The following is a 25,219-nucleotide window of genomic DNA, read 5'->3' on the forward strand; positions in this document are numbered from 1 at the left end:
TCTGCTGCCCGCAGCGCTTCGAAATTCGGTGTCGCCGTGGGCTTGACGGCCATGGGCAGCGTCACGCCGTCGCATGTAACAACGGCGTTTCGGTGGCTTTACGGTTGGTGTTGCGGGGTGGACCGGGGTCCTACCCGAACTGAGGTCCCGGCGGCGCCCCTGGGGGCGGACCGGGCGGCAGACCCGCCGGAGGTCCGGGCTGGCTCAGCTCGACAACATGGCCACCGGACAGCTTGCGCCAGGTGTAGGTCTGGATGAGCGAGGCAACCGGAATGCCGACGAGCAGGCCGACAAAACATAGCAGCTCACCGGCGAGCAGCACCGCGTACTGCACCAGCCAGGACAACGCGGTGTTACCGAGTTCGGCCCGGACCGTCGCGATACTGGACTTGATGGAATCGATCGGCGACAGCGATCGGTCCACGGCGGCGATGATCGCGAACTGCGCCAGGAAGCCGAAAATCAGGCCGGGAATGATGCACAGCACCGAGCCGATCGCGGTCAGGACGATCACCAGCAGGCCGGTGAGGATGACCGTGCCGAGGTTGCGCGGTTTGAAGAACGATCCGATGGTCACCGGCTTTCCGTCGGCGATGTCCAGGCAGCCCGTGGTGATACCGGCGTGCATGAACAGCACCACCGCGAACACGGCCAGGTAGCCGATGAACATCACGATGCTCGCCAGCGGGCTCATGGTCATGTTCACGGTTTCCGAAGTGTTGCCGTAGGCGTCGGTATAGGTCGTGCTGGTGCGGTCGGAGAAAGCGAAGAAGAGCCCGACCATCACGCCGCCAACAGCGCTCAGGATCAAGCCGTAGATGACGATCGGAACCACCAGTGCCATGGCGTTCTGGGTGAACCGGTTCCACGCCCAGTTGATGGCTTCGCCCACGCTGAAGGGCGGCTTGGCCGGGCCGCCGAATCCCGGCTGGGCCGGGTAACCGGCCGGCGGTGGGCCGTAGCCGGGAGGCGGGGGTGGCGGCGGGTTGTACCCCGGGGGCGCGTACCCGCCCGGCGCCTGGCCGTAACCCGGAGGCGGAGGCGGTGGTGGGGTGCCGTAACCAGGAGGCGGGGGCGGGGCGCCGTAGCCGGGAGGCCCGGCCGGTGGTGCGCCGTAACCCGGCCGGGGAGGCGGTGGAGGCGTGCCGTAGTTCGGTGGTGGCGGGTAGCCCGGAGTGCTCTGATCGCCGCCCTGGGGGTCGGCCTGATTGCCCGGATTTTCTGGCGGCTCGCTCATCGCTGTCCTAAGTGCTTCGGTAGTTCGCCCGCGCGGTGCGCACGGGCGAATCAAGCAAACCGGAACTTAGCAAATATGTGTGGCAGGCGCGCGCATTGGTGGCGCAGCGCTGGTAATCGGCTCCGGCGCATCCCCTCGGATGTGCTGCTCAACCGGTGATGCGGCTCAACTGGCGATATTGCGAAGTGGTATGTCTGAACCCGTGTCCGACGGTCTGTTCGACCTGCCCGGCGCACCGCAACACAGCGATCATGGTCTGGAAGTGTCGACCGGCGCGCCGCTGGCGGTGCGGATGCGCCCGGAGTCGCTGGACGAAGTGGTGGGGCAGGGCCACTTGCTTGCCCCGGGTGCGCCGCTGCGCCGGCTGGTGGAGGGCTCAGGCGTCGCCTCGGTGATCCTCTATGGCCCGCCAGGAAGCGGGAAGACGACGCTGGCGGCGTTGATCTCGCACGCCACCGGACGAAGGTTCGAGGCGCTGTCGGCGTTGTCGGCCGGAGTCAAGGATGTGCGGGCGGTGATAGAGACTGCCCGGCAGGTGCTCCGTCGCGGCGAGCAGACGGTGCTGTTCATCGACGAGGTGCACCGGTTCTCCAAGACCCAGCAGGACGCCCTGCTGTCCGCGGTCGAGAACCGGGTGGTGTTGCTGGTGGCCGCGACCACCGAGAACCCGTCCTTCTCGGTGGTCGCCCCGTTGCTGTCGCGATCGCTGATTCTGCAGTTGCACCCGCTGGGCGCCGACGACATTCGCGCGGTCGTGCAGCGCGCGGCACAGGATCCACGCGGGCTTGGTGGGCGAGTCGCGATCGCCCCCGATGCCGCCGACCTGCTGGTGCAATTGTCGGCCGGTGACGCGCGCCGCGCGCTGACCGCGCTGGAGGTGGCGGCCGAGGCGGCCCAGGCGGCCGGGTCCGGGGTAAGCGTCGAGATCATCGAGCAGTCGCTGGACAAGGCCGCGGTCCGCTATGACCGTGACGGTGACCAGCACTACGACGTGGTCAGCGCCTTCATCAAGTCGGTGCGGGGCTCCGATGTCGACGCCGCGCTGCATTACCTGGCTCGGATGCTGGTGGCCGGTGAAGACCCCAGGTTCGTCGCCCGCCGCCTGATGATCCTGGCCAGCGAGGACATCGGCCTGGCGGATCCGACGGCGCTTCCGACCGCGGCGGCCGCCGCGCAGACTGTTGCCCTGATCGGCATGCCCGAGGCGCAGCTAACGCTGGCGCACGCCACCATCCATCTGGCGACCGCGCCGAAGTCGAATGCGGTCACCACCGCGCTGGCCGCGGCGATGGCCGATATCAAGGCGGGCAAGGCCGGCCTGGTGCCGCCACACCTACGCGATGGGCACTACTCCGGGGCGGCCGCGCTGGGCCACGCACAGGGCTACAAGTACTCCCATGACGACCCGGACGGCGTGGTGGCCCAACAGTATCCGCCCGACGAATTGGTGGGCACCAACTATTACCGGCCGACCGGCCGCGGCGGCGAACGCGAGATCGGCGGCCGCCTGGAGCGGCTGCGGGCCATCATCCGCCGAAAGCGTGGCTGACCGGTTGGCGGGCGTTGCCCTGCCGCAATAGCGGCCTCAGCCCACTCAGACCAGCTCGGGCACCCGCAGGTGAGCGATCGCCAGCTCGAACTCGGCCACGTCCAGCACCTCGGCGCCCAATTCACGGACCCGCCTGCTGCGCAGTTCGGAAGCCTGATCGCGGTTTCGCGCCATCGCCTCCATGGTGTCGAAGGTGGCGCACGAGACCGCACGCCGGCAGGCCGGGTGATCGACCATCAGGCTGGCGCTGCAGAACCCGTCTAGGCCCTCCAGCTCGGGCAACACGTACATCCCGTAGAAGTCCAGGGATCGCTCGATCTGATCCGGCACCACCTTGAGCCAGGTGGCCCGCACGCATGCACCCTGCCGGGAACGGTGGTCACGGTGCAGCATGGCGATGTCCCATTCCTCGACCCGCGCATTGCCGGAGAACATCATCGCGGCCCGGTCCCGGATGGGAGCCACCGCCGGTGCGCTCGAGCGCATGGCCTGCAAGGTCTCCCACGCGCTGGTCGCGATGCAGGTGCCGGACTGGCGGTCGACCAGCAGTGACAACCCGACGTAACCGTCGATCGCCTGCAGAGCGGGCATGACGACATCGCGAACATGGGCAATTCCGATGTCGACCGACAAGGGTTGCGCCTGGATGGTGGTGGAGCGTGCGTACACGATCGGCCCCTCCTCTGTCGGGGCGGCGCCCCGGTGGCGCCACCGGTCCCACCAATTACCTTCCTCCTGCCGATTCGGCCTGGCAATGACCTGAGGGGATCTCGGGAGATCTCGGGGATCCGCCCACCAGCTCACGGGCGATCGTGGCGATGGTGCGGCGGGAGGGAACGGATTGGCAGGTCGCCGAGCGCCCACCGTAGGCTGGTCTGGATGGATACCGATGTCCTCGACGTTGACACATCGCGTCGCCGCACCGTCGATCTCACCGACGCGGTGCGGGCCTTCTGCGCCAACCATGGTGATGGGCTGTGCAACGTTTTCGTCCCGCACGCGACGGCGGGTGTCGCCATCATCGAGACGGGCGCCGGTTCCGACCACGACCTGGTCGACACCCTGCAGACATTGCTGCCGCGCGACGACCGCTACCGCCACGCGCATGGGTCGCGCGGGCACGGTGCCGATCACGTGTTGCCGGCCCTGGTGTCGCCGTCGGTGACGGTGCCGGTGTCGTCGGGCGAGCCGCTGTTGGGTATCTGGCAAAGCGTCGTTCTGGTCGACCTGAATCAGGACAACCCGCGGCGGTCGGTCCGGCTGAGCTTCCTGGAAGGCTAGGTGGAAGGCTGAGCGGACCCGGAACGCGTCTTTGGACAGCCTTCTAACAGTCCGGCGAATAGGCTGGCAATCGATCTCTGCTAGAGAAAAACCAAGGAAACTTAAGGAAACAACGACGGTGCAAACACACGAGATCAGGAAGCGGTTCCTTGATCATTTCGTGAAGGCGGGTCACACCGAGGTGCCCAGCGCTTCGGTGATACTCGATGACCCCAACCTGTTGTTCGTCAACGCGGGCATGGTGCAGTTCGTGCCGTTCTTCCTCGGACAGCGCACCCCGCCGTATGCGACGGCCACCAGCATCCAGAAGTGCATACGTACCCCCGATATCGACGAGGTGGGCATCACCACCCGGCACAACACGTTCTTTCAGATGGCCGGCAATTTCTCGTTCGGTGACTACTTCAAACGCGGGGCGATCGAACTTGCCTGGGCGCTGCTGACCAACAGCGTCGCCGACGGGGGTTACGGGCTGGACCCGGAGAAGCTCTGGGCCACCGTCTACCTCGACGACGACGAGGCCGCCGGCTTGTGGCGTGAAGTGGCCGGTCTGCCGGCCGATCGGATCCAGCGCCGCGGCATGGCCGACAACTACTGGTCGATGGGCATTCCCGGTCCCTGCGGGCCGTCGTCGGAGATCTACTACGACCGGGGCCCGGACTACGGGCCCGAGGGCGGCCCCGTCGTCAACGAGGACCGCTACCTCGAGATCTGGAACCTCGTGTTCATGCAGAACGAGCGGGGCGAGGGAACCACCAAAGAGGACTACGAGATCCTCGGCCCGTTGCCTCGTAAGAACATCGACACCGGGATGGGTGTGGAGCGCGTCGCACTGATCCTGCAGGGGGTGCCCAACGTCTACGAGACCGATCTGCTGCGCCCGATCATCGACTTGGTTGCCGCCCGCGCGCCCCGCGGCTATGACCAGGGCAATCACGCTGACGATGTGCGCTACCGGATCATCGCCGACCACAGTCGCACCGCCGCGATCCTGATCGCCGACGGGGTGAGCCCCGGCAACGACGGCCGCGGCTACGTGTTGCGCAGACTGCTGCGCCGCGTCATCCGGTCGGCCAAGCTGCTCAACATCGACACCGCGATCGTCGGAGATCTGATGGCCACCGTGCGCGATGCGATGGGGCCCTCCTATCCCGAATTGGCCAGCGACTTCGACCGGATCAACCGCATCGCCGTTGCCGAAGAGACCGCGTTCAACCGCACGCTGGCGTCGGGCTCGCGGCTGTTCGACGAGGTGGCCGGCGCCACCAGGTCCTCCGGTGTCAGCGTGGTGTCCGGTTCGGACGCGTTCACCCTGCATGACACCTATGGATTCCCGATCGAGCTGACCCTGGAGATGGCCTCCGAAGCCGGCCTGACGGTGGACGAGGGCGGCTTCCGCGAACTGATGGCGCAGCAGCGCCGGCGGGCCAAGGCCGACGCGGCCGCGCGCAAACATGCCCACGCCGACCTGACGGCCTACCGTGAACTGGTCGATGCCGGACCTACCGAGTTCACCGGGTTCGATGAGCTCACCTCCGAAGCGCGGATCCTGGGCATCTTCGTCGACGGCAAGCGGGTTCCGGTGGTGGCCCACGGCCAGGCCGTCGACGCCGATCGGGTGGAGCTGGTGCTGGACCGCACCCCGCTGTACGCCGAGTCGGGCGGCCAGATCGCCGACGTCGGAACCATCAGCGGAACGGGGTCGGGCAGCAGCGCCCGCGCGGCGGTGACCGATGTCCAGAAGATCGCCAAGACCCTCTGGCTACACCGGGTCAACGTCGAATCCGGGGAATTCGTCGAGGGCGACGGTGTCGTCGCGGCCGCGGACGCGGGCTGGCGCAAGGGCGCTACCCAGGGCCATTCGGGCACCCACATGGTGCATGCCGCCCTACGGCAGGTGCTGGGGCCCAACGCGGTACAGGCCGGGTCCCTGAACCGTCCCGGTTACCTGCGATTCGACTTCAACTGGCAGGGTCCGCTCACCGAAGAGCAGCGGGGCCAAATCGAAGAAGTCACCAATCAAGCGGTGCAAGCCGATTTCGCCGTGCACACCTTCACCGAGCAGCTGGAGAAGGCCAAGGCCATGGGCGCGATGGCGCTCTTCGGCGAAAGCTATCCGGACGAAGTCCGGGTGGTCGAGATCGGCGGGCCGTTCTCGATCGAGCTCTGCGGCGGTACCCACGTAGCCACCTCGGCGCAGATCGGTCCGGTGACGATCCTGGGCGAGTCCTCGATTGGCTCGGGGGTGCGGCGGGTGGAGGCCTACGTCGGCCTGGACTCCTTCCGCCACCTGGCCAAGGAGCGCGCCCTGATGGCCGGGCTCGCCTCGTCACTGAAGGTGCCGTCCGAAGAGGTCCCGGCCCGAGTGGCCAGCCTGGTCGAGCGGCTCAAGGCCGCCGAGAAGGAACTCGAGCGTGCCCGGCTCGCCAGTGTGCGGGCGGCCGCGGTCAACGCCGCCGCCGGCGCTGAGCGCATCGGCAACGTCCGGCTGGTGGCGCAGCGCATGTCCAGCGAGATGACGCCGGCGGACCTGCGCACCCTGGTCGGCGACATCCGCGGCAAGCTGGGCAGCGACCCCGCGGTGGTGGCGCTGATCGCCGCCCCGGCTGGGGGAGAGGCCTCCACCGTGCCCTATGCGGTCGCGGCCAACCAGGCCGCCCAGGGACTCGGCCTCGGCGCCAATGAACTGATCAAACACCTGGCAACGGCAGTCGACGGCCGCGGTGGCGGCAAAGCGGACCTGGCCCAGGGGTCGGGAAAGAAACCGGCTGGCATCGACGCCGCGCTCGAAGCATTACGTGCAGAGATAGCGCGGGTCGGTTGAGTGGTCGCCGCATCGCACCGCTCGCCCGACCGGCCCGGTGATCCAGAGGGCCTCGAACCCGGGACGGGCCGAGGCCGACGCTTGGGTATCGATGTGGGAACGGTGCGCATCGGGGTGGCGTCCAGCGATCCGGATGGCATCCTGGCGACTCCGCTGGAAACGGTGCGGCGCGAGCGCTCCGGCAAGCACCTGCGTCGGCTGGCCACGCTGGTCGGTGAAACGGAGGCGGTCGAGGTCATCGTCGGCCTGCCGCGGACCCTGGCCGACCGCATCGGCTCCTCGGCGCAGGACGCGATCGACCTGGCTGACGAGCTGGCGGCGCGGGTGGCTCCGATACCGGTGCGGCTTGCCGACGAACGGCTGACCACCGTCAGTGCGCAGCGATCGCTGCGCGAGGCGGGTGTCCGGGCCAAAAATCAGCGTGCGGTGATCGACCAGGCCGCGGCGGTAGCGATCCTGCAGGCCTGGCTGGACCAGCGGCGCACCCTGGCCGGGGGCCGCGCCGATGGCTGAGGATGTGTATCGGTCGCGGGCTGAGCCGGTCGCGGTGGGGCCCAACCGGCACCGGATGAGCCGGGTTGACCGGCTCAAGCGCAATCGCGAACAACACAACCGACGCCGGCGGCGGCGCGTCCTCGGGGGATTCGTCTTCGGACTGCTGGTCGTGTTCGTGGTGGTGGTCGTCGGCTTCGGCACCAAGCTATGGAATGTCATGCTCGGCACCGGCGGTGACTACGCCGGTCCGGGCAAGCGCGACGTCGTCATCCACATCAGCCCGGGCGACTCCACCACCGCGGTCGGCGAAACGTTGTACAACAACCACGTGGTCGCCACGGTGCGGGCATTCGTGGACGCGGCCCACGGCAACGCCGTGATCGCGGCGATCCAGCCGGGCTTCTACCTGGTGCGCACCGAGATCCCGGCGGCCGATGCGGTCGCCCGGCTCGCGGACCCCAAGAACCGCGTCGGCAAGCTGGTCATCCCGGAGGGCCGTCAGCTCGACGACACCACCGACATGAAGACCAATGTGGTGACGCCCGGCATTCTGACCTTGATTTCGCGTTCCACGTGCGTGGACCTGGACGGCAAGAAGCACTGCATCTCGATGGCCGACTTGCGTACGGCGGCGACCAAGAGCACGCCCGCCGCGTTGGCGGTGCCGTCGTGGGCCGTCGAACCGGTGCTCGAACTCGGCGCTGATCATCGCCGGATCGAGGGCCTGATCGCCCCGGGGACCTTCAACATCGATCCCGCGGGATCGGCGGACAAGATCCTGGCCTCGCTGGTCAGCGCCGGTGCCGTGGAGTACTTGAAATCCGGTTTGGTGGACAACGCCAAGTCGCTGGGCCTGTCGCCCTACGACATTCTGGTGGTGGCGTCGTTGGTGCAGCAGGAGTCCAACGCCCAAGATTTCCCGAAAGTCGCGCGGGTCATCTACAACCGCCTCAACGAGCACCGCGCCCTCGAGTTCGACTCCACGGTGAACTACTCGCTGGATCGTCGCGAGGTGGCCACCAGCGACGCCGACCGCGCGATGCGGACTCCGTGGAACACCTACATGTCCGAAGGGTTGCCGGCCACCGCGATCTGCTCGCCCGGGGTCGAAGCGCTGCACGCGGCCGAACATCCGCAACCCGGGGACTGGTTGTACTTCGTCACCATCGATAGCCAAGGCACGACGCTGTTCACCAGGGACTACCAGCAACACCTGGCGAATATCGAGCTGGCCAAACGTAACGGTGTCCTCGATAGCGCGCGATGAGCAGCGGCCAGGAGCACAATCAACCACCGCGCGGTAGGAAAGCGGCCGTCCTCGGTTCGCCGATCGCTCATTCGCGGTCCCCGCAGCTGCATCTGGCCGCCTACCGGGCGCTGGGCCTGACCGACTGGACATACCAGCGGATCGAGTGCGACGCCGCGCAATTGCCCGCGGTGGTGGGTGGTTTCGGGCCGGAGTGGGTCGGCGTATCGGTGACCATGCCGGGCAAGTTCGCCGCGTTGCAGTTTGCCGACGAGCACACCGCCCGCGCCGAGCTGGTTGGATCGGCCAACACCCTGGTCCGCACCCCACGCGGGTGGCGGGCAGACAACACCGACATCGACGGTGTCGCGGGGGCGCTGGGGCAGGCATCCGGACCGGCCATTGTCTGCGGTTCGGGCGGCACCGCACCGGCAGCCGTGGTGGGGCTGGCCGAACTCGGCGTCACAGAGATCACGATCGCGGCGCGCAACGCGGACAAAGCCGCCCGATTGGTCGACCTGGGCGCCCGGCTCGGGGTGGCGAGCCGGTCCTGCGGACTGGATGACCCCGAGCTGGGCGAGCGGGCCGCATCCGCGGCGGCGCTGGTCAGCACCATTCCGGCCGAGGTGGCGTCACGTTACGCGGCCACCTTCGCCACGGTCCCGGTGGTGCTGGATGCGATCTACAACCCGTGGCCGACACCGCTGGCAGCCGCCGTGGCCGCCGCGGGTGGCCGGGTGATCAGTGGCCTGCACATGCTTTTGCATCAGGCATTCGCCCAGGTGAAGCAATTCACCGGGTTACCCGCCCCCCGTGCGGCGATGACTTGCGCATTGGAGGCGCTGGATTAGCCTGCCTGGGAATGTGGCTGGTGATCCGAAGCCCGGTAGTGGCCGTCGTGGTGGCCTGGCTGCTGGTGTTGAGCTACACCGACATTCGACATCGGCGGCTGCCCAACCGTTTCACGCTGCCCGGCGCGGGCGCGATGCTGCTCGGTGCCCTGGTGGCCGGGCGGGGGACGGCGGCACTGGCCGGGTCGACCGCGCTGACAAGTGTCTACCTGCTGGTGCATCTGCTGGCTCCAGCCGCGCTGGGTGCCGGCGACGTGAAACTGGCGATCGGTCTGGGTGCTCTGGCCGGCTCGCTCGGGGTCGAGGTGTGGTTCCTGGTGGCGTTGGCGGCCCCGCTGATGACTGCGCTGTGGGCGGTCGGCGCACGGCTGCGCACCGGTGCCCTGGCCGTCCCGCACGGTCCGTCGATGTGCCTGGCGACCGCCGTGGCCGCCGGGCTGGCGCTGCTCGGGTAAGTTGGGCGGCCGGTTCGGGCGGCCGGCAGCCGAGCCATGGCCGGGCGTGCACCGCCATCGTGGGAAGATGTTCAGGTGTTGCGCTGGATAACTGCGGGGGAATCCCATGGCCGTGCATTGGTGGCCCTGGTCGATGGAATGGTTGCCGGGGTGGAGGTCACCTCGACGGAGATCGCCGATCAGTTGGCCCGCCGCCGGCTCGGCTACGGACGTGGCGCCCGGATGGCGTTCGAGCGTGACGCGGTGACCGTGCTCTCCGGAATACGCCACGGCAGCACGCTGGGCGGCCCGATCGCGATCGAGATCGGTAACACCGAATGGCCGAAGTGGGAAGTCGTGATGGCGGCCGACCCGCTGGACCCGGCCGCCGCGGCCGAGCTGGAGAATTCCGCCCGCAACGCGCCGCTGACCCGGCCGCGGCCGGGTCATGCCGACTATGCGGGCATGCTCAAGTACGGCTTCGATGACGCCCGGCCGGTGCTGGAACGGGCTAGTGCCCGCGAGACCGCCGCCCGAGTCGCCGCGGGCACCGTAGCGCGGGCCTTCCTGCGTCAGGCCCTGGGCGTGGAAGTGCTGTCGCACGTCGTCTCGATCGGCGCGTCGGCGCCCTACGACGGCCCGCCGCCGCAGCCCGAGGACCTACCCGCCATCGACGCCAGCCCGGTGCGTGCGTTCGACGGGCAAGCCGAAAAATCCATGATCGCCGAGATTGAGGCGGCCAAGAAGGACGGCGACACCCTCGGCGGCGTCGTCGAGGTGGTAGCACTGGGGCTGCCGGTGGGGCTGGGGTCGTTCACCAGCGGTGAGAACCGGCTGGACAGCCAGCTCGCCGCGGCGGTGATGGGCATCCAGGCCATCAAGGGCGTGGAGATCGGTGACGGGTTCGAGACCGCGCGTCGTCGCGGTAGTCGCGCCCACGACGAGATGTACCCCGGCACCGACGGTGTGGTGCGCTCCACCAACCGGGCCGGGGGTCTGGAAGGCGGGATGACCAATGGCCAGCCGCTGCGGGTGCGTGCGGCGATGAAGCCCATCTCCACCGTCCCCAAGGCGCTGGCCACCGTTGACCTAGCCACCGGCGATGAAGCCGTCGCCATCCATCAGCGTTCCGACGTGTGCGCCGTGCCGGCCGCGGCAGTGGTGGTCGAGACCATGGTGGCGCTGGTGCTGGCCAGAGTGACGCTGGAGAAATTCGGTGGCGATTCGCTGGCCGAGACCCGCCGCAACATCGAGGCGTATCAGCGCAGCGTTGCCGACCGGGAAGCACCGGCCGCCCGGGCCCGGGCCATCCGGGGTTAGGCGCCACGATGGCACCCAAAGCGGTATTGGTGGGATTGCCGGGTTCCGGCAAGTCGACCATCGGGCGTCGGCTGGCCAAGGCGCTCGGAGTGAGTCTGCTCGACACCGATGCGGCGATTGAGCAGCAGGCCGGGCGCAGCATTGCCGAGATCTTCGCCACCGACGGGGAAGAGGAGTTCCGACGTATCGAGGAGGAAGTGGTGCGCGCGGCTTTAGCCGATCATGACGGAGTGCTGTCGCTGGGCGGCGGCGCGGTCACCAGCCCCGGGGTTCGCTCGGCGCTGGACGGTCACACCGTCGTCTACCTGGAGATCAGTGCCGCCGAAGGGGTGCGCCGCACCGGCGGCAGCAACGTACGGCCGCTGTTGGCCGGGCCCGATCGGGCGGAGAAGTTCCGCGCGCTGATGTCCCAGCGGATTCCGTTGTATCGGCGGGTGTCGACCATTCGTGTCGACACCAATCGCCGCAATCCCGGTGCGGTGGTGCGCTACATCATGTCGCGCCTGGACGACCCCACACCGAACACGAGTCCTTCCTCCACCGCCAGCGGGGCCGCCACATGAGCGACAAAAAAGAACCGGTCACCGTGCAGGTGGCCGTCGACCCGCCGTACCCGGTGGTGATCGGTACCGGGTTGCTGACCGAGCTGGAGGAACTGCTCGCCGGCCGGCACAAGGTCGCCATCCTGCATCAGCCGGTGCTGACCGAGACCGCCGAGGCCATCCGTAACCACCTTGCCGACAAGGGCGTCGACGCGCACCGTATCGAGATCCCCGACGCCGAGGCCGGTAAGGAGCTGCCGGTTGTGGGATTCATCTGGGAAGTGCTGGGGCGCATCGGGATCGGGCGAAAGGACGCTCTGGTGAGCCTGGGTGGCGGCGCGGCCACCGACGTCGCCGGGTTCGCGGCCGCCACCTGGCTGCGTGGTGTCTCGATCGTGCACGTGCCAACCACGTTGCTGGGCATGGTCGATGCGGCCGTCGGAGGCAAGACCGGTATCAACACCGACGCCGGCAAGAACCTGGTCGGAGCCTTCCACCAGCCGCTCGCGGTGCTCGCCGACCTGGCCACGCTGCAGACCTTGCCGCAGAACGAAATCGTCTGTGGGATGGCCGAAGTGGTCAAGGCGGGCTTCATCGCCGATCCGGTGATCCTGGACCTCATCGAAGCCGATCCGCAGGCCGCATTGGATCCGTCCGGCGATGTGATGCCGGAATTGATCCGGCGTTCGATTGCGGTCAAGGCGGAAGTTGTCGCGGCCGACGAGAAAGAATCCGAGCTGCGCGAAATCCTCAACTACGGACACACTTTGGCTCATGCGATCGAGCGCCGGGAGCGTTATCAGTGGCGACACGGTGCCGCGGTGTCGGTGGGTCTGGTCTTCGCGGCCGAACTCGCCCGGCTTTCCGGGCGCCTCGACGACGCCACGGCGCTGCGTCATCGCACCATCCTGTCGGCGCTGGGTCTGCCGGTCAGCTACGACGCCGATGCGCTGCCGCAGTTGCTGGAATTCATGACCGGCGACAAGAAGACCCGGGCCGGAGTGCTGCGGTTCGTGGTGCTCGACGGGCTGGCCAAGCCGGGACGGATGGTGGGTCCGGATCCGGGGTTGTTGGTGACCGCCTACGCGGGAATCTGTGCCCCATGAGTGAGCGGATGACCGTCGTCAACGTTCTCAATGGTCCCAACCTGGGCCGGCTGGGCCGGCGTGAGCCCGACGTCTACGGCAGCACCACGCACGCCGAACTCGCCGCCCTGATCGAGCGGGAGGCCGCCGGGCTGGGACTGCAGGCGGTTGTTCGGCAAAGTGATAGTGAAGCGGAACTGCTGGACTGGATTCATCGGGCCGCCGACGCCGGCCAGCCCGTGATCCTCAATGCCGGCGGGTTGACGCACACCTCGGTGGCGCTGCGCGACGCCTGTGCGGAATTGAGCGCGCCGCTGATCGAGGTGCACATCTCAAATGTCCATGCCCGCGAGGAGTTCCGACGCCACTCCTACCTGAGCCCGGTCACAACCGGGGTGATCGTCGGGCTGGGCATCCAGGGTTACCTGCTGGCCCTGCGGTACCTGGCCAGCTCCTCCTAACCCCCGAAGAAGCCGAAGCCAGCGACTAGGTCCTGTCTGCTAATTGCGGACGCGGTGGTAGGTGATGATGGCGGCCAGGGTGGCACCGCCGAGGTAGGTCAGGGCGTATTTGTCGTAGCGGGTGGCGACCGCGCGCCAGTGTTTGAGCCGGTTGAAGCTTCGCTCGACGGTGTTGCGGTGCTTGTAGATTCGGCCTGAGAACCCCGGAGGCCGTCCTCTGTTGCGGCCTTTGGCTTTGCGGCGGGTGATCTGGTCGCTGCGCTCGGGGATGGTATGGGCGATCTTGAGCCGGCGCAGCTGTGCCCGCGTCGAGTCATGGGAGTTCGCCTTGTCCGCCAGCAGGTGAAACGGGGCGTATGAGTTGCTGCGCCGGGCGGCCAGCAGTGGCCAAAGCATCGGATTATCACCGGCTTGACCGGCCGACAGTGCCAGGGTGACCGGACTGCACAGCTGGTCGGTCAAGGCGTGGATCTTGGTAGTCAGCCCGCCGCGGGAACGCCCAATGGCGTGGTCATCGGGCTCATCGAGATATTTCTTGTAATTCGACAGATCCCCCTGTGCGGCGCCCGGGCGCGCTCCGGCTGCGTGTTGGTGGGCGCGCACACTGGTCGAATCGACCGACAACAGTGCGCCCAGGTCGGCGTCCTCGGCGTCGAGGTCAGAGGCGATCGCCGCGAAGATCCGCGCGTAGATGCCATCGACCGACTAGCGTAGATGCCTCTCGGCCACCGATTGCCAGGGACCGAAGTGCTCGGGCAGGTCACACCACGGAGATCCCGTACGGTAACGCCAGATAATGCCCTCCAGAGTACGTCGATGATCGTTCCACGGCCGGCCACGCCGCCGCCCCGCAGGCAACACCGCCACGATCAGCGACCACAAATCATCAGAAATCGCATGCGTCCGCATCACCCAAACAGCATCAGCCAAAACACCATTCACATTAAGCAGACACGCCCTAGTCCTTCTTCTTTTTCGGCACTTCGTCCGTCTTGGTCTCGTCCTCGTCGAGCTGGATCACCTCGGTGCTCGCCTCACTTTCGGTGGTGGCGATCGTCTCGGTTTTTGCCTCCGGCTCGGCCGTGCGGATCACCTCGGTCGGTGACTCTTGCTCGGTGGTGGCGATCACCTCGGTCGGGGCATCGCGTTCGACGGTGGCAACCGCGGTGGGAGCCGTTGCCTGCGCCTGGTTGGAAGCCACCGGCATCTCCCCGGTAGGACTGTCGTCGGCGCGCACCGCGGCGAACACGTCGGTGTCGGCGCGGTCGTGCTTGACACCGAGGCCGTGGTGTTTCTCCGGTGTCTTCTCGAACTTCCGGTCCACGCGCCACCTGCCCACGGCCACGCCGGAGATTCCCGGCAGGAAGATGATCAATGCGGTGAAAGCGGCAAACGTCGTAACCTCGTTGATCAGCCCGCCGACATAGACGCCGTTGTAGAACAACGAGATGATCCAGGCGACCGCGCCGCTGAGGACACCGGCCACTAGGCCGGCAACCAGCCAGGTCATGGCCAGATCTGCGCGGCGATCGGGGTCCGGATTCGCCTTGGCGTCGGCACGGCCGTCGAGTGTGCCCCACACAACGACGGCGATGACGTACAGCAGCAGCAAAACCAGGCTTATCAGTCCGGCTTGCGTCTGCCATGAGTTGATCAAGGCCCCCTGGAAGAGGCGGAGAACGACCATCGCGGCGGCGAACGCTAGTCCACGCAGCATCCAGTTAGTCATGAATGGTCAGCGTAGCGAGTACCGTCAAGGGTCGTGACACATTCCCAGCGTCGACACAACCTCAAATCCAAAATCAGTGCCGCCGGACTGGACGCGATGCTGGTCACCGATTTGATCAATGTGCGATATCTCTCCGGGTTCAGCGGATCCAACGGTGCGTTGCTGGTATTCGCCGACGAGCGCGAAGCCGTGCTGGCCACCGACGGTCGATACCGCACGCAGGCCGCCCATCAGGCGCCGGACCTCGAGGTGACCATCGAACGCGCCATCGGGCGACACCTGAGCTGTCGGGCTGCCGATGATGGTGTCGGCCGGTTGGGCTTCGAAAGCCATGTGGTCACGGTGGACGGCTTTGATGCGCTCACGGGTGCGCTGGCGGACACCAACACCGAGTTGGTCCGCGCCTCCGGCACCGTGGAGGCACTGCGCGAGATCAAAGATGCCGGTGAGCTTGCGTTATTGCGGCTGGCGTGCGAGGCGGCGGACGCCGCGCTGTCGGACTTGATCAAGCGTGGCGGGCTGCGGCCGGGCCGTACCGAGCGCGAGGTGGCCCGCGATCTCGAGGGCCTGATGCTCGACCATGGTGCCGACGCCGTGTCGTTCGAGACGATCGTGGCTGCCGGGCCGAACTCGGCCATCCCACACCACCGGCCTACCGACGCGGTGCTGGCCAAGGGCGATTTCGTCAAGATCGACTTCGGTGCGCTGGTTGCCGGCTATCACTCGGACATGACCCGCACCTTCGTGCTGGACAAGGCGGCCGACTGGCAGTTGGAGATCTACGAGCTGGTCGCAGCGGCGCAAAAGGCCGGTCGAGAGGCATTGTCTGCGGGCGCCGAGTTGCGCGGCGTGGACGGTGCCGCGCGACAAATGATCGTCGACGCGGGGCATGGAGATAACTTCGGTCACGGCCTGGGACACGGTGTTGGCCTGCAGATACACGAAGCACCGGGCATCGGAGCCACATCCGTCGGTACACTACTGGCGGGCTCCGTGGTTACCGTGGAGCCCGGCGTTTATTTGCCCGGCCGCGGCGGTGTCCGCATCGAGGACACGTTGGTAGTGCCCAATGGGGGCCCGAAGACACCGAGAAGCGCCGCGCAGACCCCGGAATTGTTGACCCGGTTCCCGAAGGAACTGACCATCTTGTAGGAGATTTACCTATCGTGGCGAGCACTGCTGACTTCAAGAACGGACTTGTTCTGCAGATCGATGGACAGCTGTGGTCCATCGTGGAATTCCAGCACGTTAAGCCTGGTAAGGGTCCGGCATTCGTGCGCACCAAGCTCAAGAACGTGCTCTCGGGCAAGGTCGTCGACAAGACCTACAACGCCGGCGTGAAGGTGGAGACCGCCACCGTCGACCGGCGTGACACCACCTACCTCTACCGCGATGGCTCCGACTTCGTGTTCATGGACAGCCAGGACTACGAGCAGCACCCATTGCCGGAGTCGCTGGTGGGAGATGCCGCCCGATTCCTGCTGGAGGGCATGCCGGTGCAGGTGGCGTTTCACGACGGAGCGCCGTTGTACATCGAGCTGCCGGTGACCGTCGAGATCGTGGTCACCCATACCGAGCCGGGTTTGCAGGGCGACCGCTCCAGCGCCGGCACCAAGCCGGCCACCCTGGAGACGGGCGCCCAGATCAACGTGCCGCTGTTCATCAACACCGGGGACAAGCTGAAGGTGGATTCGCGTGACGGCAGCTACCTGGGCAGGGTCAACGCCTGAGTATGCCTGAGGGAAGGCCGGGCAAACCGGTTAAAGGACGTCACCAGGCCCGCAAGCGTGCGGTGGACCTGATGTTCGAGGCTGAGGCGCGCGGCCTGGGCCCGGGCGAGATCGCGGGCCTGCGCACCGAGCTGGCCGAGACGAAGCCGGACGTGGCGCCGCTGCACCCGTACACGGCGGCGGTGGCGCGCGGGATTGACGAGCACGCCGCTCACATCGACGACCTGATCACGTCGCATCTGCGGGGCTGGACGCTGGACCGGTTGCCGGCCGTGGATCGTGCCATCCTGCGAGTCGCGGTGTGGGAACTGTTGTATGCCGACGACGTGCCCGAACCGGTCGCCGTCGATGAAGCAGTCGAGCTGGCCAAGGAATTGTCCACCGACGACTCGCCGAGCTTCGTCAACGGTGTGCTGGGACAGGTCATGCTGGTGACGCCGCAGATTCGGGCGGCCGCCGCGGCGGTCCGGCAGGCGGTCCCGGATGAATCGGCGCGTCTGCCGGAAAACCAGGGATCGTGTTGATGAGCAGGCTCGAGTTGCGTGTCGTGGTCGCGGCCTGGATGGCAGCGGCGGTGATCCTCGGCGCGGTCATATGCGCCGCCTACGGGTGGGCCATCGTCGCCTCCGCACTGTCGATCTACGCCCTGGGTGTGGGTGCCTGGCTGTACCACTCGGTCGAGCGGCTGATCCTGGCCCGCCGGATCAGCACGGTTCGTACCGCGGCCAGGCCGCTACAGCCGTTGCTTCCCGTGATGGCCGCCATCATGGGTCTGACCCAGGCGGTGGTGCGCTCGCTGGGCGATGTTACGGACTTGCCCGCGCGCCGCTGGGAGCTTCCCCAGTTCCCGCAGCTTCCGGTGCTGCGCTGGGTGGACAGCGGCCGGGGAAACCGGCGGGTCGTCGACAGCGACGACGAGTTCGAAGCCTGACCGACCGGATCGCACCCGCAAGCGTCGCGGTTGGGGGCGAACATTCGGTGTCGGATTGGGGCTAGATCCGGCCCCATGACTCGATAACCTGCAAGGGTGAGTTTTCGGGTATGAAAGGTACGCCGCGGGCGATACCTAAGCCGCCCGCCGGCGCGTCCCGCACCACTAGAACAGGTGACGACATGAAGCGATACAGCACCCGCCCGCGACGACTTCGTGTCTCCGCGCTGGCCGCGGTAGCCAACCCGTCATACGCACGTGTTGATACGTGGAACCTGCTCGACGACGCGTGCTGTCACCTCGCCGAGGTCGACCTGGCCGGGATGGACATCACCCACGACATGGCGAAAGTGCGGCGGCTGATGGACCGCATCGGCGCCTACGAACGGTATTGGCTTTATCCGGGCGCGCAGAACCTGGCAAATTTTCGCGCACACCTGGAAAGCAAGTCCACGGTGCGGCTCAAAGAAGAGGTCTCCCTGGCGGTCCGTCTGCTGGGTGAATATGGTGACCGCACAGCACTTTTCGATACTTCGGCGCCGCTGGCCGAGCAGGAACTGGTGGCCCAGGCCAAGCAGCAGCAGTTCTACACCCTGCTGGTCGCCGATGATGCGCCCACATCGGCGCCCGACTCGTTGGCCGAGCACCTTCGGGCATTGCACAATCCGTCTGACGACGTCCAGTTCGAAGTCCTGCTCGCCCCGAGTGTCGAGGACGCGATCACCGCGGTCGCACTCAACGGCGAGATACAGGCCGCAATCATCCGGCACGACCTGCCACTTCGGTCCCGGGACCGGCTGCCGCTGATGAACGCACTGCTGGGGGCCAACGATGACGTGGTTGCCCCCGATAGCCCGCACGACTGGATCGAATGTGGGGAATGGATCAGGGAGCTGCGCCCGCACATCGACCTCTACCTGCTCACCGACGAGTCGATCGCAGCCGGGGCCGAGGACGATCCGGACGTATACGACCGGACTTTCTACCGGCTCAACGATGTCACCGATCTGCACAGTACGGTGCTGGCCGGACTACGGAACCGGTTCGCCACACCGTTTTTCGATGCTCTGCGGGCCTACGCCGCGGCTCCGGTAGGCCAGTTCCACGCGCTTCCGGTGGCGCGCGGCGCCAGCATCTTCAACTCCAAGTCGCTGCAGGACATGGGGGAGTTCTACGGCCGCAACATCTTCATGGCCGAGACGTCGACCACGTCGGGCGGTCTGGATTCGCTGCTGGACCCGCACGGCAACATCAAGAAGGCCATGGACAAGGCCGCCAGTACCTGGAACGCCGACCACACCTATTTCGTCACCAACGGCACCTCGACCGCGAACAAGATTGTCGTGCAGTCCCTCACCCGACCGGGCGACATCGTGCTGATCGACCGCAACTGTCACAAGTCGCACCACTACGGCCTGGTGCTCGCCGGTGCCTACCCGCTGTATCTGGACGCCTATCCGCTGCCCCCGTTCGCCATCTATGGGGCGGTATCGCTGCACACGATCAAGCAGGTGCTGCTCGACCTGGAGGCGGCCGGACAGCTGCACAAGGTGCGCATGCTGCTGTTGACCAACTGCACCTTCGACGGCGTCGTCTACAACCCGCGGCTGGTCATGGAGGAGGTGCTGGCGATCAAGCCGGATATCTGTTTCCTCTGGGACGAGGCTTGGTACGCGTTTGCCACCGCGGTCCCATGGGCCCGGCAGCGCACCGCGATGGTGTCCGCGGAGTACCTCGAATCAATGTTGGCCTCTGACGAATACGGCGCCGTATACGAGAAGTGGCGCGCCTCCATGCAAGGGATTCCGCGGTCGCAGTGGGCCGAGCACCGATTGCTGCCGGATCCGAAACGGGCACGGGTGCGCGTCTACGCCACGCACTCCACCCACAAGTCGCTCTCGGCGCTGCGGCAGGCATCGATGATCCACGTCCGTGACCAGGACTTCAACGCCCTGACCCGCGACGCGTTCGGCGAGGCGTTTTTGACTCACACCTCGACCTCGCCCAACCAGCAACTGCTGGCCTCGCTGGACCTGGCGCGCCGCCAGGTCGATATCGAGGGATTCCAATTGGTCCGGCAGGTCTACGACATGGCGCTGGTGTTTCGGCACCGTGTTCGTAAAGACCGCCTGATCAGCAAGTGGTTCCGCATTCTCGACGAAGCCGATCTGGTTCCCGAGGAGTTCCGGGCCTCATCGGTCAGCTCCTACCGCCAAGTCAGACAGGGAGCTCTGGCCGAGTGGAACGAGGCATGGCGATCGGATCAGTTCGTGCTGGACGCCACCCGGGTCACCCTGTTCATCGGGAGCACCGGGATGAACGGATACGACTTCCGCGAGAAGATCTTGATGGAGCGATTCGGGATCCAGATCAACAAGACGTCGATCAACAGCGTGCTGCTGATCTTCACCATCGGAGTGACCTGGTCGAGCGTTCACTACCTGCTCGACGTGTTGCGCCGGATCGCCACGGACTTCGATCGGAGCCAGCGGGCGGCCAGCGCGGCCGACTGGGCGCTGCATGAGCGTCGCGTTGAGGAGATCACCCAGGACTTGCCGCATCTGCCCGACTTCAGCGAGTTCGACATTGCGTTCCGCCCCGATGATGCGAGCAGTTTCGGCGACATGCGGTCGGCCTTCTACGCCGGCTATGACGAATCCGACCGCGAGTACGTCCAGATCGGCATGGCCGGGCGCCGCCTGGCCGAGGGCAGAACATTGGTCTCCACCACATTCGTCGTGCCTTACCCTCCGGGCTTCCCGGTGCTGGTCCCGGGCCAGGTGGTGTCCAAAGATCTCGTCTACTTCCTGGCTCAGCTCGACGTCAAAGAAATCCATGGCTACAACCACGAACTCGGGTTGTCGGTGTTCACCGACGTCGCGCTGAAACGGATGGAGGCGGCTCGCAATGTGATCGCCTCGGCGGGCGCGGAGCTGCCGGCCTTCGAGCTTCCGCCGGCTTCTTCGGTTGTCAACGGTGACGGTGTGCTTCAGGCCGTCGCCGACGACGCCTGACGCAGCTAGGGCAGCCGCGGATACCGGGGCAGCTCGATGGACTCGGCGATGGTGAACCACTTTCTTTCGGCGAAGAAGCGAAACGGCCAGCGCTGCATGTACTTCATGGCCGCAGCGTTTGACCGGATCTCGGACTCCGACATCGGCAGAAAGCGATCGATGCTGTTCGGCAGGTCCTGACAGTTGGCTACATACGGCCGCAGCACGGTCTCGTAGCGGGCCAACGCGGCCGCCAGCGCGGCCTCTTCGATGCCGTCGCCGTGGGCCGGGCCCAACTCGCCGGCCAGCACGTATGCACCCACCAGCGCCAGGCTGGTGCCCTTGCCGCTCAGCGGCGATGCGCAGTAGCCGGCGTCGCCGACCAGCGTGACCCGTCCGCGTGACCACGCGTCCAGATGAATCTGGACGATCGCGTCCAGGTAGAAGTCATCGGCCTCGCGCGCCGCGGCGATCAGCGCGTCGGATTGCCAGCCGGCACCGGCGAAGCGGGCGGCGAGCAGATCGCGTTGGGCGTCCAGGTCGCCACGGTCGTAGCGGATCGGAGCGGAGCGAAATGCCAGTCCGGCCTTGGCTGTCGCGGGATCGTGCGACGGGCGCATCGACGCGTTGAGCCCTCCGGGGGCCTGGTACATCAGGTACCAGCCGTTGAGGCCGACCGTGTCGGGTGCGCTGAACCAGGCGTTGTAGCCGCCCAGCGGCCGGGCGAACTGCTCTTCGGGGCCAAAGGCCAGCCGCCGGACACCCGAGTGCGGACCGTCGGCGCCGACCACCAGATCCGCCCGCACCGTCGTCCCGTCGGACAGCCTCGCCTGGACCGCGTCGCCCGACGGTGCCAGATCGGTGATGCGGGTACCGAATCGGTAGTCGGTGCCGGCGGCGGTGGCCCGGTAGAGCACCGCGGCCAGGTCACCGCGCAGAATCTCGAGCTCGCTGACCGGTCCGTTGCCGTGGAAGGCCTCAACCGGCATCTCGGCGCGGCGCCGGCCGTCCGCCCGTATCCAGGCGATGCCGCGCTGGCGCAGGCTGCGCTGGCGCATCTGCTCCAGCAGTCCCATCCGTTCGATGACCAGCCGTCCGGCCCCCCGCAAGTCGACGGTCTGACCGCCCGGGCGGATGTCGTCGGCGAGTTCGGTCACCACCACCTGGTATCCGCTGTGGGTGAGCCAGAATGCCAGCGCCGGGCCGGCGATCCCCGCGCCGCTGATCAGGACGATCGGCTTCGCCATGGGGCTCAGCCTAGGGCAGCGGCTCCAGTGGGTGCGAAGCTGTGCTCAGGGGGCAAACCGTGGCATCGGGGCGCGGTTGAGCCGCAGGATCCTGGTGTACAGCAGACTGTCGTTGGGTTCGGGACCCATGGTCGGATAGACGGCGTGACGGCAGAGTCGGGCCTCCAGGACGAACCCGGCGCGCTGCAGCAGCCGCGCCGACCGGGCGTTGTCGACGTGGCATGTTGCCCAGACGCGGCATCCGGCGGCGTCGGCCGGCAGCCCGGCCAGCAACAGGCTCAGCGCCTCGGACATGAAACCCATGTCCCACCATTGCCGGCCCAGACAGTAGCCAACCTCGATCGAGCGGGGCGCGTCGCTTCGGCAGCTGATCAGGCCGACGATCTCGCCGCTGCCGTGTAGCGAGATCGCCCAATTGCGTTCGTAGTGGCTCCGGCTGAGCTGGTTGATCAGCACTCGGCGGGTTTCCGCCACGTTGCGGTGTGCTCTCCACAGCAGGAAGCGGGTGACTTCGGGATCTTTGGCGATCTTCTTGTATATCGGGCCGGCGTCGTCGAGTTTGGGTGGCCGCAGCAGCAGACGCCGGCTGTCCAGGTATCGAGGGGGGAAGTGGGCCATCTCGACCTCGCGCCGCTACAGTCCGAGCGCGCGGTAGGTGCGCCGGACGAACCGGGGTTGTGCCGTGCGCAGCTTGGCCAGCCCCGGGTTGCCCGCGACCGCAGCCGCCGCGTTCACGGACAGGTCGGGACAATGCTGAATCAGATACAGCAGGATCAGGTCGGCGCCAGGATCGGCCTGCCACCAGGTCCCGTAGGCACCGGGCCAGCTGAAGGTGCCAAGCCCGCCCGGGCCGAACAGTGGAGTGGACTGAGCCGGGTCGGTCACCACCGACAGGTTCAGCCCGAACCCGCGGCCCACCCAGAAGGGCGCCCCGAGAAAGTTGTGTCGCTTGTGCTCGTCGCTGAGCCGGTCGGTGCGCATCAGCCGCACCGACTCCGGTGAGAGCACCCGAACGCCGTCGATCGTCCCGTCGCCGAGCAGTAGCCGGACAAATCTCAGGTAGTCGTCGGCGGTTGACCACAATCCGCCGCCGGCGTTGCAGAACGACGGAGGCCGCACGTGCGGTGGGCCCATGACGTCGTGCCGTAGCTGGTCCAGCTCGTCGAGGCGGTACATGGTTGCGGCGCGGCGCTGGGCCTGTGTCGACACGAAGAAGCCGGTGTCGGTCATGCCGGCCGGGCCCAGTATTCGCTCGTCGAGCACCTGGTAGAAAGGCTTGTTGTCGATGCGGGACATGATGACGCCGAGCAGATCGATGGCGTGGCTGTAGGTGACCCGCTCGCCGGGCTGGTGCACCAGTGGCAGCGCGGCGAGTTCGGCCAGCCAGGCGTCGGAACCATGACCAAATGGCAATCGCATGTACGCCCGCGAAATGTCCCCGGACACCGAAAAACTGTAGGCCAGCCCGCTGGTGTGAGTCAGCAGGTCCTCGATGAGGATCGGCCGTCGGGTGGGGTGCGTGCGGTCCAACGGGCCGTGCGGGTCGTCAAGCACCCGGATGTCGCGCAACTCGGGCGCACAGCGTGTGATCGGGTCACGCAGGGCCATTTTGCCCTCGTCGACCATGCTCATGGCCGCGGCAACGGTGACGGGTTTGGTCATGGACGCGATGCGAAACAGCGTGTCGCGCTGCATCGGCAGGCCCGCCTCGACGTCTCGGTAGCCGATTTCGTTGACCTGCAGTACTTCTCCGTGCTGCCAAACCACGGTCACTGCGCCGGAGAGCAATCCGGCATCGCAGACCTCGCGGATATCAGCCTGGTTGGCGTCGAGATTCACCGGATTGAGGTTAGCCGCTGGCGGTCGGCGGGTCAGGCGGCGGCCGTCCGATGGTTTGCGGGCGCCGGCGAACCAAGCCGCGCGTGGACCGCGCCAACGAGGTCGGGCAACGCCCACGGCTTCGCGGTGGTGCCGGATTGATTGCTAGTTCTGCGAAAGGCTTTCTCGGTCAGTGGTCGCGTGTTACTGTCGCGCTCTCCGGCAAATGTGATCTGGGGAACATGCTGTGAGGGCAATGGCGCGCGAATGACTGCAGTGTTGTTGCTGTTGAACCAGGGTGCGGGGTGCAGTCACCAAGACCCGCCACCATAGACGGGGCCGAACTGGCTGGCGCTGTCCATGTGCTACGACGAGGGTAGCGACCCGCTGCTCATTACCACCGGTCGGATAACTCAGCAAAGGTTGGCCATGAATGGCTTGATCTCCCAAGCGCACACCTCCCACCGACTTCTCTCCCGTCCCTGCCGTCGATTCTCGACCCCGACGTCCGTCGCAATCCTGTTTGCGACGGCACTTGTCGCAACGGTCATGACCGGGTGCGGGCACAAATCCACAACGGCAACCTCGCAAACCCCAGGGGCGTCGGGAACCTCTGCCACCACGGCGACATCCGGGGCCACGGGTGCCCCATCACCACAAGCCCAGCAGATCTTGCAAGACAGTTCCAAGGCGACCAAGGGCCTGCATTCGGTTCACGTCGCGGTGAACGTCACCGATCTACCGAAGCTGCCGTTCGAAAGTGTGAATGCCGACGTGACCAATCAGCCGCAGGGCAACGGCCAGGCGGTAGGCAATGCCAAGGTCCGGATGCAGCCGGATGCTCCGGCCGTCGCGACCGACTTCCTGGTCACGAACAAGACCATGTACACCAAGAACGGCGAGACCTACACGTCGGTCGGTCCGGCCCAGAGGATCTACGACCCGGGCATCATCCTGGACAAGGACCGTGGCCTGGGTGCGGTGATCGCACAGGTGCAGAACCCGAAGATCGAAGGAAGCGAAACGGTCGACGGCATGGCAACCGTCAAGGTGTCGGGCACCATCGACGGCGCGGTGATCGATCCGATCGTGCCTCAGTTGGGTAAGGACGGGGGGACGATGCCGATCACCCTGTGGATCGTTGACACCAGTGCCCAGGCTCCGGCGAGCTCGACCGCCGAGTCGCCGGCACCGGAGCCGCCGGCGGCAAACCTGGTCCGGATGGTGGTCGACAAAGGCCAGGGCAACGTCGAGATAACCCTGTCCAACTGGGGTGTCCCGGTGACCATCCCCAACCCGACGGGGTAACACGGCAGCGGTGGACTTCGGATTGAGAACCGGCCCGGAAACGCAGCATGGGGGAAAGGGCTGCCGGTAGTTTCCGGGCCGGCTCTCGTCGGTGGTTCGCCGTGCGGGCGCAACAGATCTGGTGCCGCGTCGTTGCAG

23 protein-coding genes and 1 pseudogene are annotated in these 25,219 nt (G+C 66.8%); 17 read left to right on the top strand and 7 right to left on the bottom strand.

Annotated features, from left to right (window positions below; genetic code table 11):
- Positions 1 to 130: 130 nt before the first annotated feature.
- On the bottom strand, positions 131 to 1,237 hold the full coding sequence (locus G6N41_RS15290) for a hypothetical protein (RefSeq protein WP_198913259.1): 1,107 nt from the start codon (positions 1,235 to 1,237) through the stop codon (positions 131 to 133).
- 190 nt (positions 1,238 to 1,427) lie between these two features.
- On the opposite strand from G6N41_RS15290, the gene G6N41_RS15295 reads away from it, so the two are divergent.
- A complete protein-coding gene (locus tag G6N41_RS15295; RefSeq protein WP_036455838.1) occupies positions 1,428 to 2,786 on the top strand; it encodes a replication-associated recombination protein A in 1,359 nt (452 codons plus the stop codon).
- A 45-nt stretch (positions 2,787 to 2,831) separates the two neighbouring features.
- Here the strand turns inward: G6N41_RS15295 and G6N41_RS15300 are convergent, their stop codons facing one another.
- Entirely contained in the window at positions 2,832 to 3,455 is a 624-nt protein-coding gene (locus G6N41_RS15300) for a hypothetical protein (protein ID WP_020724914.1), read from the bottom strand.
- Between the two features lie 210 nt (positions 3,456 to 3,665).
- Here G6N41_RS15300 and G6N41_RS15305 point away from each other — a divergent pair, with 210 nt between their 5' ends.
- From G6N41_RS15305 to aroQ, 10 genes are all read left to right on the top strand, one after another.
- On the top strand, positions 3,666 to 4,067 hold the full coding sequence (locus G6N41_RS15305; RefSeq protein WP_012393935.1) for a secondary thiamine-phosphate synthase enzyme YjbQ: 402 nt from the start codon (positions 3,666 to 3,668) through the stop codon (positions 4,065 to 4,067).
- 118 nt (positions 4,068 to 4,185) lie between these two features.
- The gene (gene alaS, locus G6N41_RS15310) at positions 4,186 to 6,891 is read left to right on the top strand and encodes an alanine--tRNA ligase (RefSeq protein ID WP_020728526.1); all 2,706 of its coding nucleotides are present in this window, start codon (positions 4,186 to 4,188) and stop codon (positions 6,889 to 6,891) included.
- Entirely contained in the window at positions 6,892 to 7,404 is a 513-nt protein-coding gene (gene ruvX, locus G6N41_RS15315; protein ID WP_011739856.1) for a Holliday junction resolvase RuvX, read from the top strand. It begins immediately after the preceding gene.
- Complete coding sequence (gene mltG / locus G6N41_RS15320; protein WP_198913260.1) at positions 7,397 to 8,653, top strand: endolytic transglycosylase MltG; 1,257 nt, start codon at positions 7,397 to 7,399, stop codon at positions 8,651 to 8,653. The genes ruvX and mltG overlap by 8 nt, the downstream gene beginning before the upstream one ends.
- Positions 8,650 to 9,483 (top strand): shikimate dehydrogenase, encoded by an 834-nt coding sequence (locus G6N41_RS15325; protein ID WP_198913261.1) that lies wholly within the window; start codon positions 8,650 to 8,652, stop codon positions 9,481 to 9,483. Before mltG ends, G6N41_RS15325 begins: the two co-directional genes overlap by 4 nt.
- A gap of 11 nt (positions 9,484 to 9,494) precedes the next feature.
- Entirely contained in the window at positions 9,495 to 9,938 is a 444-nt protein-coding gene (locus tag G6N41_RS15330) for a prepilin peptidase (protein WP_198913262.1), read from the top strand.
- 75 nt (positions 9,939 to 10,013) lie between these two features.
- Positions 10,014 to 11,237, top strand: coding sequence for a chorismate synthase (gene aroC, locus G6N41_RS15335; RefSeq protein ID WP_198913263.1), 1,224 nt, complete (start codon positions 10,014 to 10,016; stop codon positions 11,235 to 11,237).
- Positions 11,238 to 11,245: 8 nt separating this feature from the next.
- Positions 11,246 to 11,800 (top strand): shikimate kinase, encoded by a 555-nt coding sequence (locus G6N41_RS15340; protein WP_015355839.1) that lies wholly within the window; start codon positions 11,246 to 11,248, stop codon positions 11,798 to 11,800.
- Positions 11,797 to 12,885 (top strand): 3-dehydroquinate synthase, encoded by a 1,089-nt coding sequence (gene aroB / locus G6N41_RS15345; protein WP_020728532.1) that lies wholly within the window; start codon positions 11,797 to 11,799, stop codon positions 12,883 to 12,885. Before G6N41_RS15340 ends, aroB begins: the two co-directional genes overlap by 4 nt.
- Positions 12,882 to 13,325, top strand: coding sequence for a type II 3-dehydroquinate dehydratase (aroQ, locus tag G6N41_RS15350; RefSeq protein WP_198913264.1), 444 nt, complete (start codon positions 12,882 to 12,884; stop codon positions 13,323 to 13,325). The genes aroB and aroQ overlap by 4 nt, the downstream gene beginning before the upstream one ends.
- Before the next feature lie 39 nt (positions 13,326 to 13,364).
- Here aroQ and G6N41_RS15355 read toward each other — a convergent pair.
- Together G6N41_RS15355 and G6N41_RS15360 are read right to left on the bottom strand one after the other, a co-directional pair.
- A pseudogene (locus tag G6N41_RS15355) lies at positions 13,365 to 14,237 on the bottom strand (IS5 family transposase).
- Between the two features lie 46 nt (positions 14,238 to 14,283).
- On the bottom strand, positions 14,284 to 15,054 hold the full coding sequence (locus tag G6N41_RS15360) for a B-4DMT family transporter (RefSeq protein ID WP_198913265.1): 771 nt from the start codon (positions 15,052 to 15,054) through the stop codon (positions 14,284 to 14,286).
- A 33-nt stretch (positions 15,055 to 15,087) separates the two neighbouring features.
- On the opposite strand from G6N41_RS15360, the gene G6N41_RS15365 reads away from it, so the two are divergent.
- The 5 genes from G6N41_RS15365 (at position 15,088) to G6N41_RS15385 (ending at position 20,729) form a co-directional block, all read left to right on the top strand.
- On the top strand, positions 15,088 to 16,206 hold the full coding sequence (locus tag G6N41_RS15365; protein WP_020728535.1) for a M24 family metallopeptidase: 1,119 nt from the start codon (positions 15,088 to 15,090) through the stop codon (positions 16,204 to 16,206).
- 14 nt (positions 16,207 to 16,220) lie between these two features.
- Complete coding sequence (gene efp, locus G6N41_RS15370; RefSeq protein ID WP_020728536.1) at positions 16,221 to 16,784, top strand: elongation factor P; 564 nt, start codon at positions 16,221 to 16,223, stop codon at positions 16,782 to 16,784.
- 2 nt (positions 16,785 to 16,786) lie between these two features.
- Entirely contained in the window at positions 16,787 to 17,308 is a 522-nt protein-coding gene (gene nusB, locus G6N41_RS15375; RefSeq protein WP_198913266.1) for a transcription antitermination factor NusB, read from the top strand.
- Entirely contained in the window at positions 17,308 to 17,715 is a 408-nt protein-coding gene (locus G6N41_RS15380) for a hypothetical protein (protein WP_012393948.1), read from the top strand. The genes nusB and G6N41_RS15380 overlap by 1 nt, the downstream gene beginning before the upstream one ends.
- 182 nt (positions 17,716 to 17,897) lie before the next feature.
- The gene (locus G6N41_RS15385; RefSeq protein WP_198913267.1) at positions 17,898 to 20,729 is read left to right on the top strand and encodes an aminotransferase class I/II-fold pyridoxal phosphate-dependent enzyme; all 2,832 of its coding nucleotides are present in this window, start codon (positions 17,898 to 17,900) and stop codon (positions 20,727 to 20,729) included.
- A gap of 5 nt (positions 20,730 to 20,734) precedes the next feature.
- On the opposite strand, the gene G6N41_RS15390 is transcribed toward G6N41_RS15385, so the two are convergent.
- Genes G6N41_RS15390 through G6N41_RS15400 form a run of 3 tightly spaced genes read right to left on the bottom strand, consistent with a single transcriptional unit; the run spans position 20,735 to position 23,794 of the window.
- Positions 20,735 to 21,955, bottom strand: a complete 1,221-nt coding sequence (locus G6N41_RS15390) for an FAD-dependent monooxygenase (protein ID WP_198913268.1) — start codon at positions 21,953 to 21,955, stop codon at positions 20,735 to 20,737.
- 45 nt (positions 21,956 to 22,000) lie between these two features.
- A complete protein-coding gene (locus G6N41_RS15395) occupies positions 22,001 to 22,573 on the bottom strand; it encodes a GNAT family N-acetyltransferase (protein ID WP_198913269.1) in 573 nt (190 codons plus the stop codon).
- A 15-nt stretch (positions 22,574 to 22,588) separates the two neighbouring features.
- The gene (locus G6N41_RS15400) at positions 22,589 to 23,794 is read right to left on the bottom strand and encodes a serine hydrolase domain-containing protein (RefSeq protein WP_198913270.1); all 1,206 of its coding nucleotides are present in this window, start codon (positions 23,792 to 23,794) and stop codon (positions 22,589 to 22,591) included.
- 408 nt (positions 23,795 to 24,202) lie between these two features.
- Here G6N41_RS15400 and G6N41_RS15405 point away from each other — a divergent pair, with 408 nt between their 5' ends.
- Positions 24,203 to 25,081 (top strand): LppX_LprAFG lipoprotein, encoded by an 879-nt coding sequence (locus tag G6N41_RS15405; RefSeq protein WP_036455840.1) that lies wholly within the window; start codon positions 24,203 to 24,205, stop codon positions 25,079 to 25,081.
- Positions 25,082 to 25,219 lie beyond the last annotated feature (138 nt).

This window comes from Mycobacterium shottsii (assembly GCF_010728525.1).
GTDB classification, from domain to species: domain Bacteria; phylum Actinomycetota; class Actinomycetes; order Mycobacteriales; family Mycobacteriaceae; genus Mycobacterium; species Mycobacterium marinum.

What these genes read in the sequence shown, in the direction of transcription:
- G6N41_RS15290 (WP_198913259.1), bottom strand. Translation starts at nt 1,237, where the DNA reads ATGAGCGAGCCGCCAGAAAATCCGGGCAATCAGGCCGACCCCCAGGGC.
- G6N41_RS15295 (WP_036455838.1), top strand. Translation starts at nt 1,428, where the DNA reads ATGTCTGAACCCGTGTCCGACGGTCTGTTCGACCTGCCCGGCGCACCG.
- G6N41_RS15305 (WP_012393935.1), top strand. Translation starts at nt 3,666, where the DNA reads ATGGATACCGATGTCCTCGACGTTGACACATCGCGTCGCCGCACCGTC.
- mltG (WP_198913260.1), top strand. Translation starts at nt 7,397, where the DNA reads ATGGCTGAGGATGTGTATCGGTCGCGGGCTGAGCCGGTCGCGGTGGGG.
- G6N41_RS15325 (WP_198913261.1), top strand. Translation starts at nt 8,650, where the DNA reads ATGAGCAGCGGCCAGGAGCACAATCAACCACCGCGCGGTAGGAAAGCG.
- G6N41_RS15330 (WP_198913262.1), top strand. Translation starts at nt 9,495, where the DNA reads ATGTGGCTGGTGATCCGAAGCCCGGTAGTGGCCGTCGTGGTGGCCTGG.
- G6N41_RS15340 (WP_015355839.1), top strand. Translation starts at nt 11,246, where the DNA reads ATGGCACCCAAAGCGGTATTGGTGGGATTGCCGGGTTCCGGCAAGTCG.
- aroB (WP_020728532.1), top strand. Translation starts at nt 11,797, where the DNA reads ATGAGCGACAAAAAAGAACCGGTCACCGTGCAGGTGGCCGTCGACCCG.
- aroQ (WP_198913264.1), top strand. Translation starts at nt 12,882, where the DNA reads ATGAGTGAGCGGATGACCGTCGTCAACGTTCTCAATGGTCCCAACCTG.
- G6N41_RS15360 (WP_198913265.1), bottom strand. Translation starts at nt 15,054, where the DNA reads ATGACTAACTGGATGCTGCGTGGACTAGCGTTCGCCGCCGCGATGGTC.
- nusB (WP_198913266.1), top strand. Translation starts at nt 16,787, where the DNA reads ATGCCTGAGGGAAGGCCGGGCAAACCGGTTAAAGGACGTCACCAGGCC.
- G6N41_RS15380 (WP_012393948.1), top strand. Translation starts at nt 17,308, where the DNA reads ATGAGCAGGCTCGAGTTGCGTGTCGTGGTCGCGGCCTGGATGGCAGCG.
- G6N41_RS15385 (WP_198913267.1), top strand. Translation starts at nt 17,898, where the DNA reads ATGAAGCGATACAGCACCCGCCCGCGACGACTTCGTGTCTCCGCGCTG.
- G6N41_RS15390 (WP_198913268.1), bottom strand. Translation starts at nt 21,955, where the DNA reads ATGGCGAAGCCGATCGTCCTGATCAGCGGCGCGGGGATCGCCGGCCCG.
- G6N41_RS15395 (WP_198913269.1), bottom strand. Translation starts at nt 22,573, where the DNA reads ATGGCCCACTTCCCCCCTCGATACCTGGACAGCCGGCGTCTGCTGCTG.
- G6N41_RS15405 (WP_036455840.1), top strand. Translation starts at nt 24,203, where the DNA reads ATGAATGGCTTGATCTCCCAAGCGCACACCTCCCACCGACTTCTCTCC.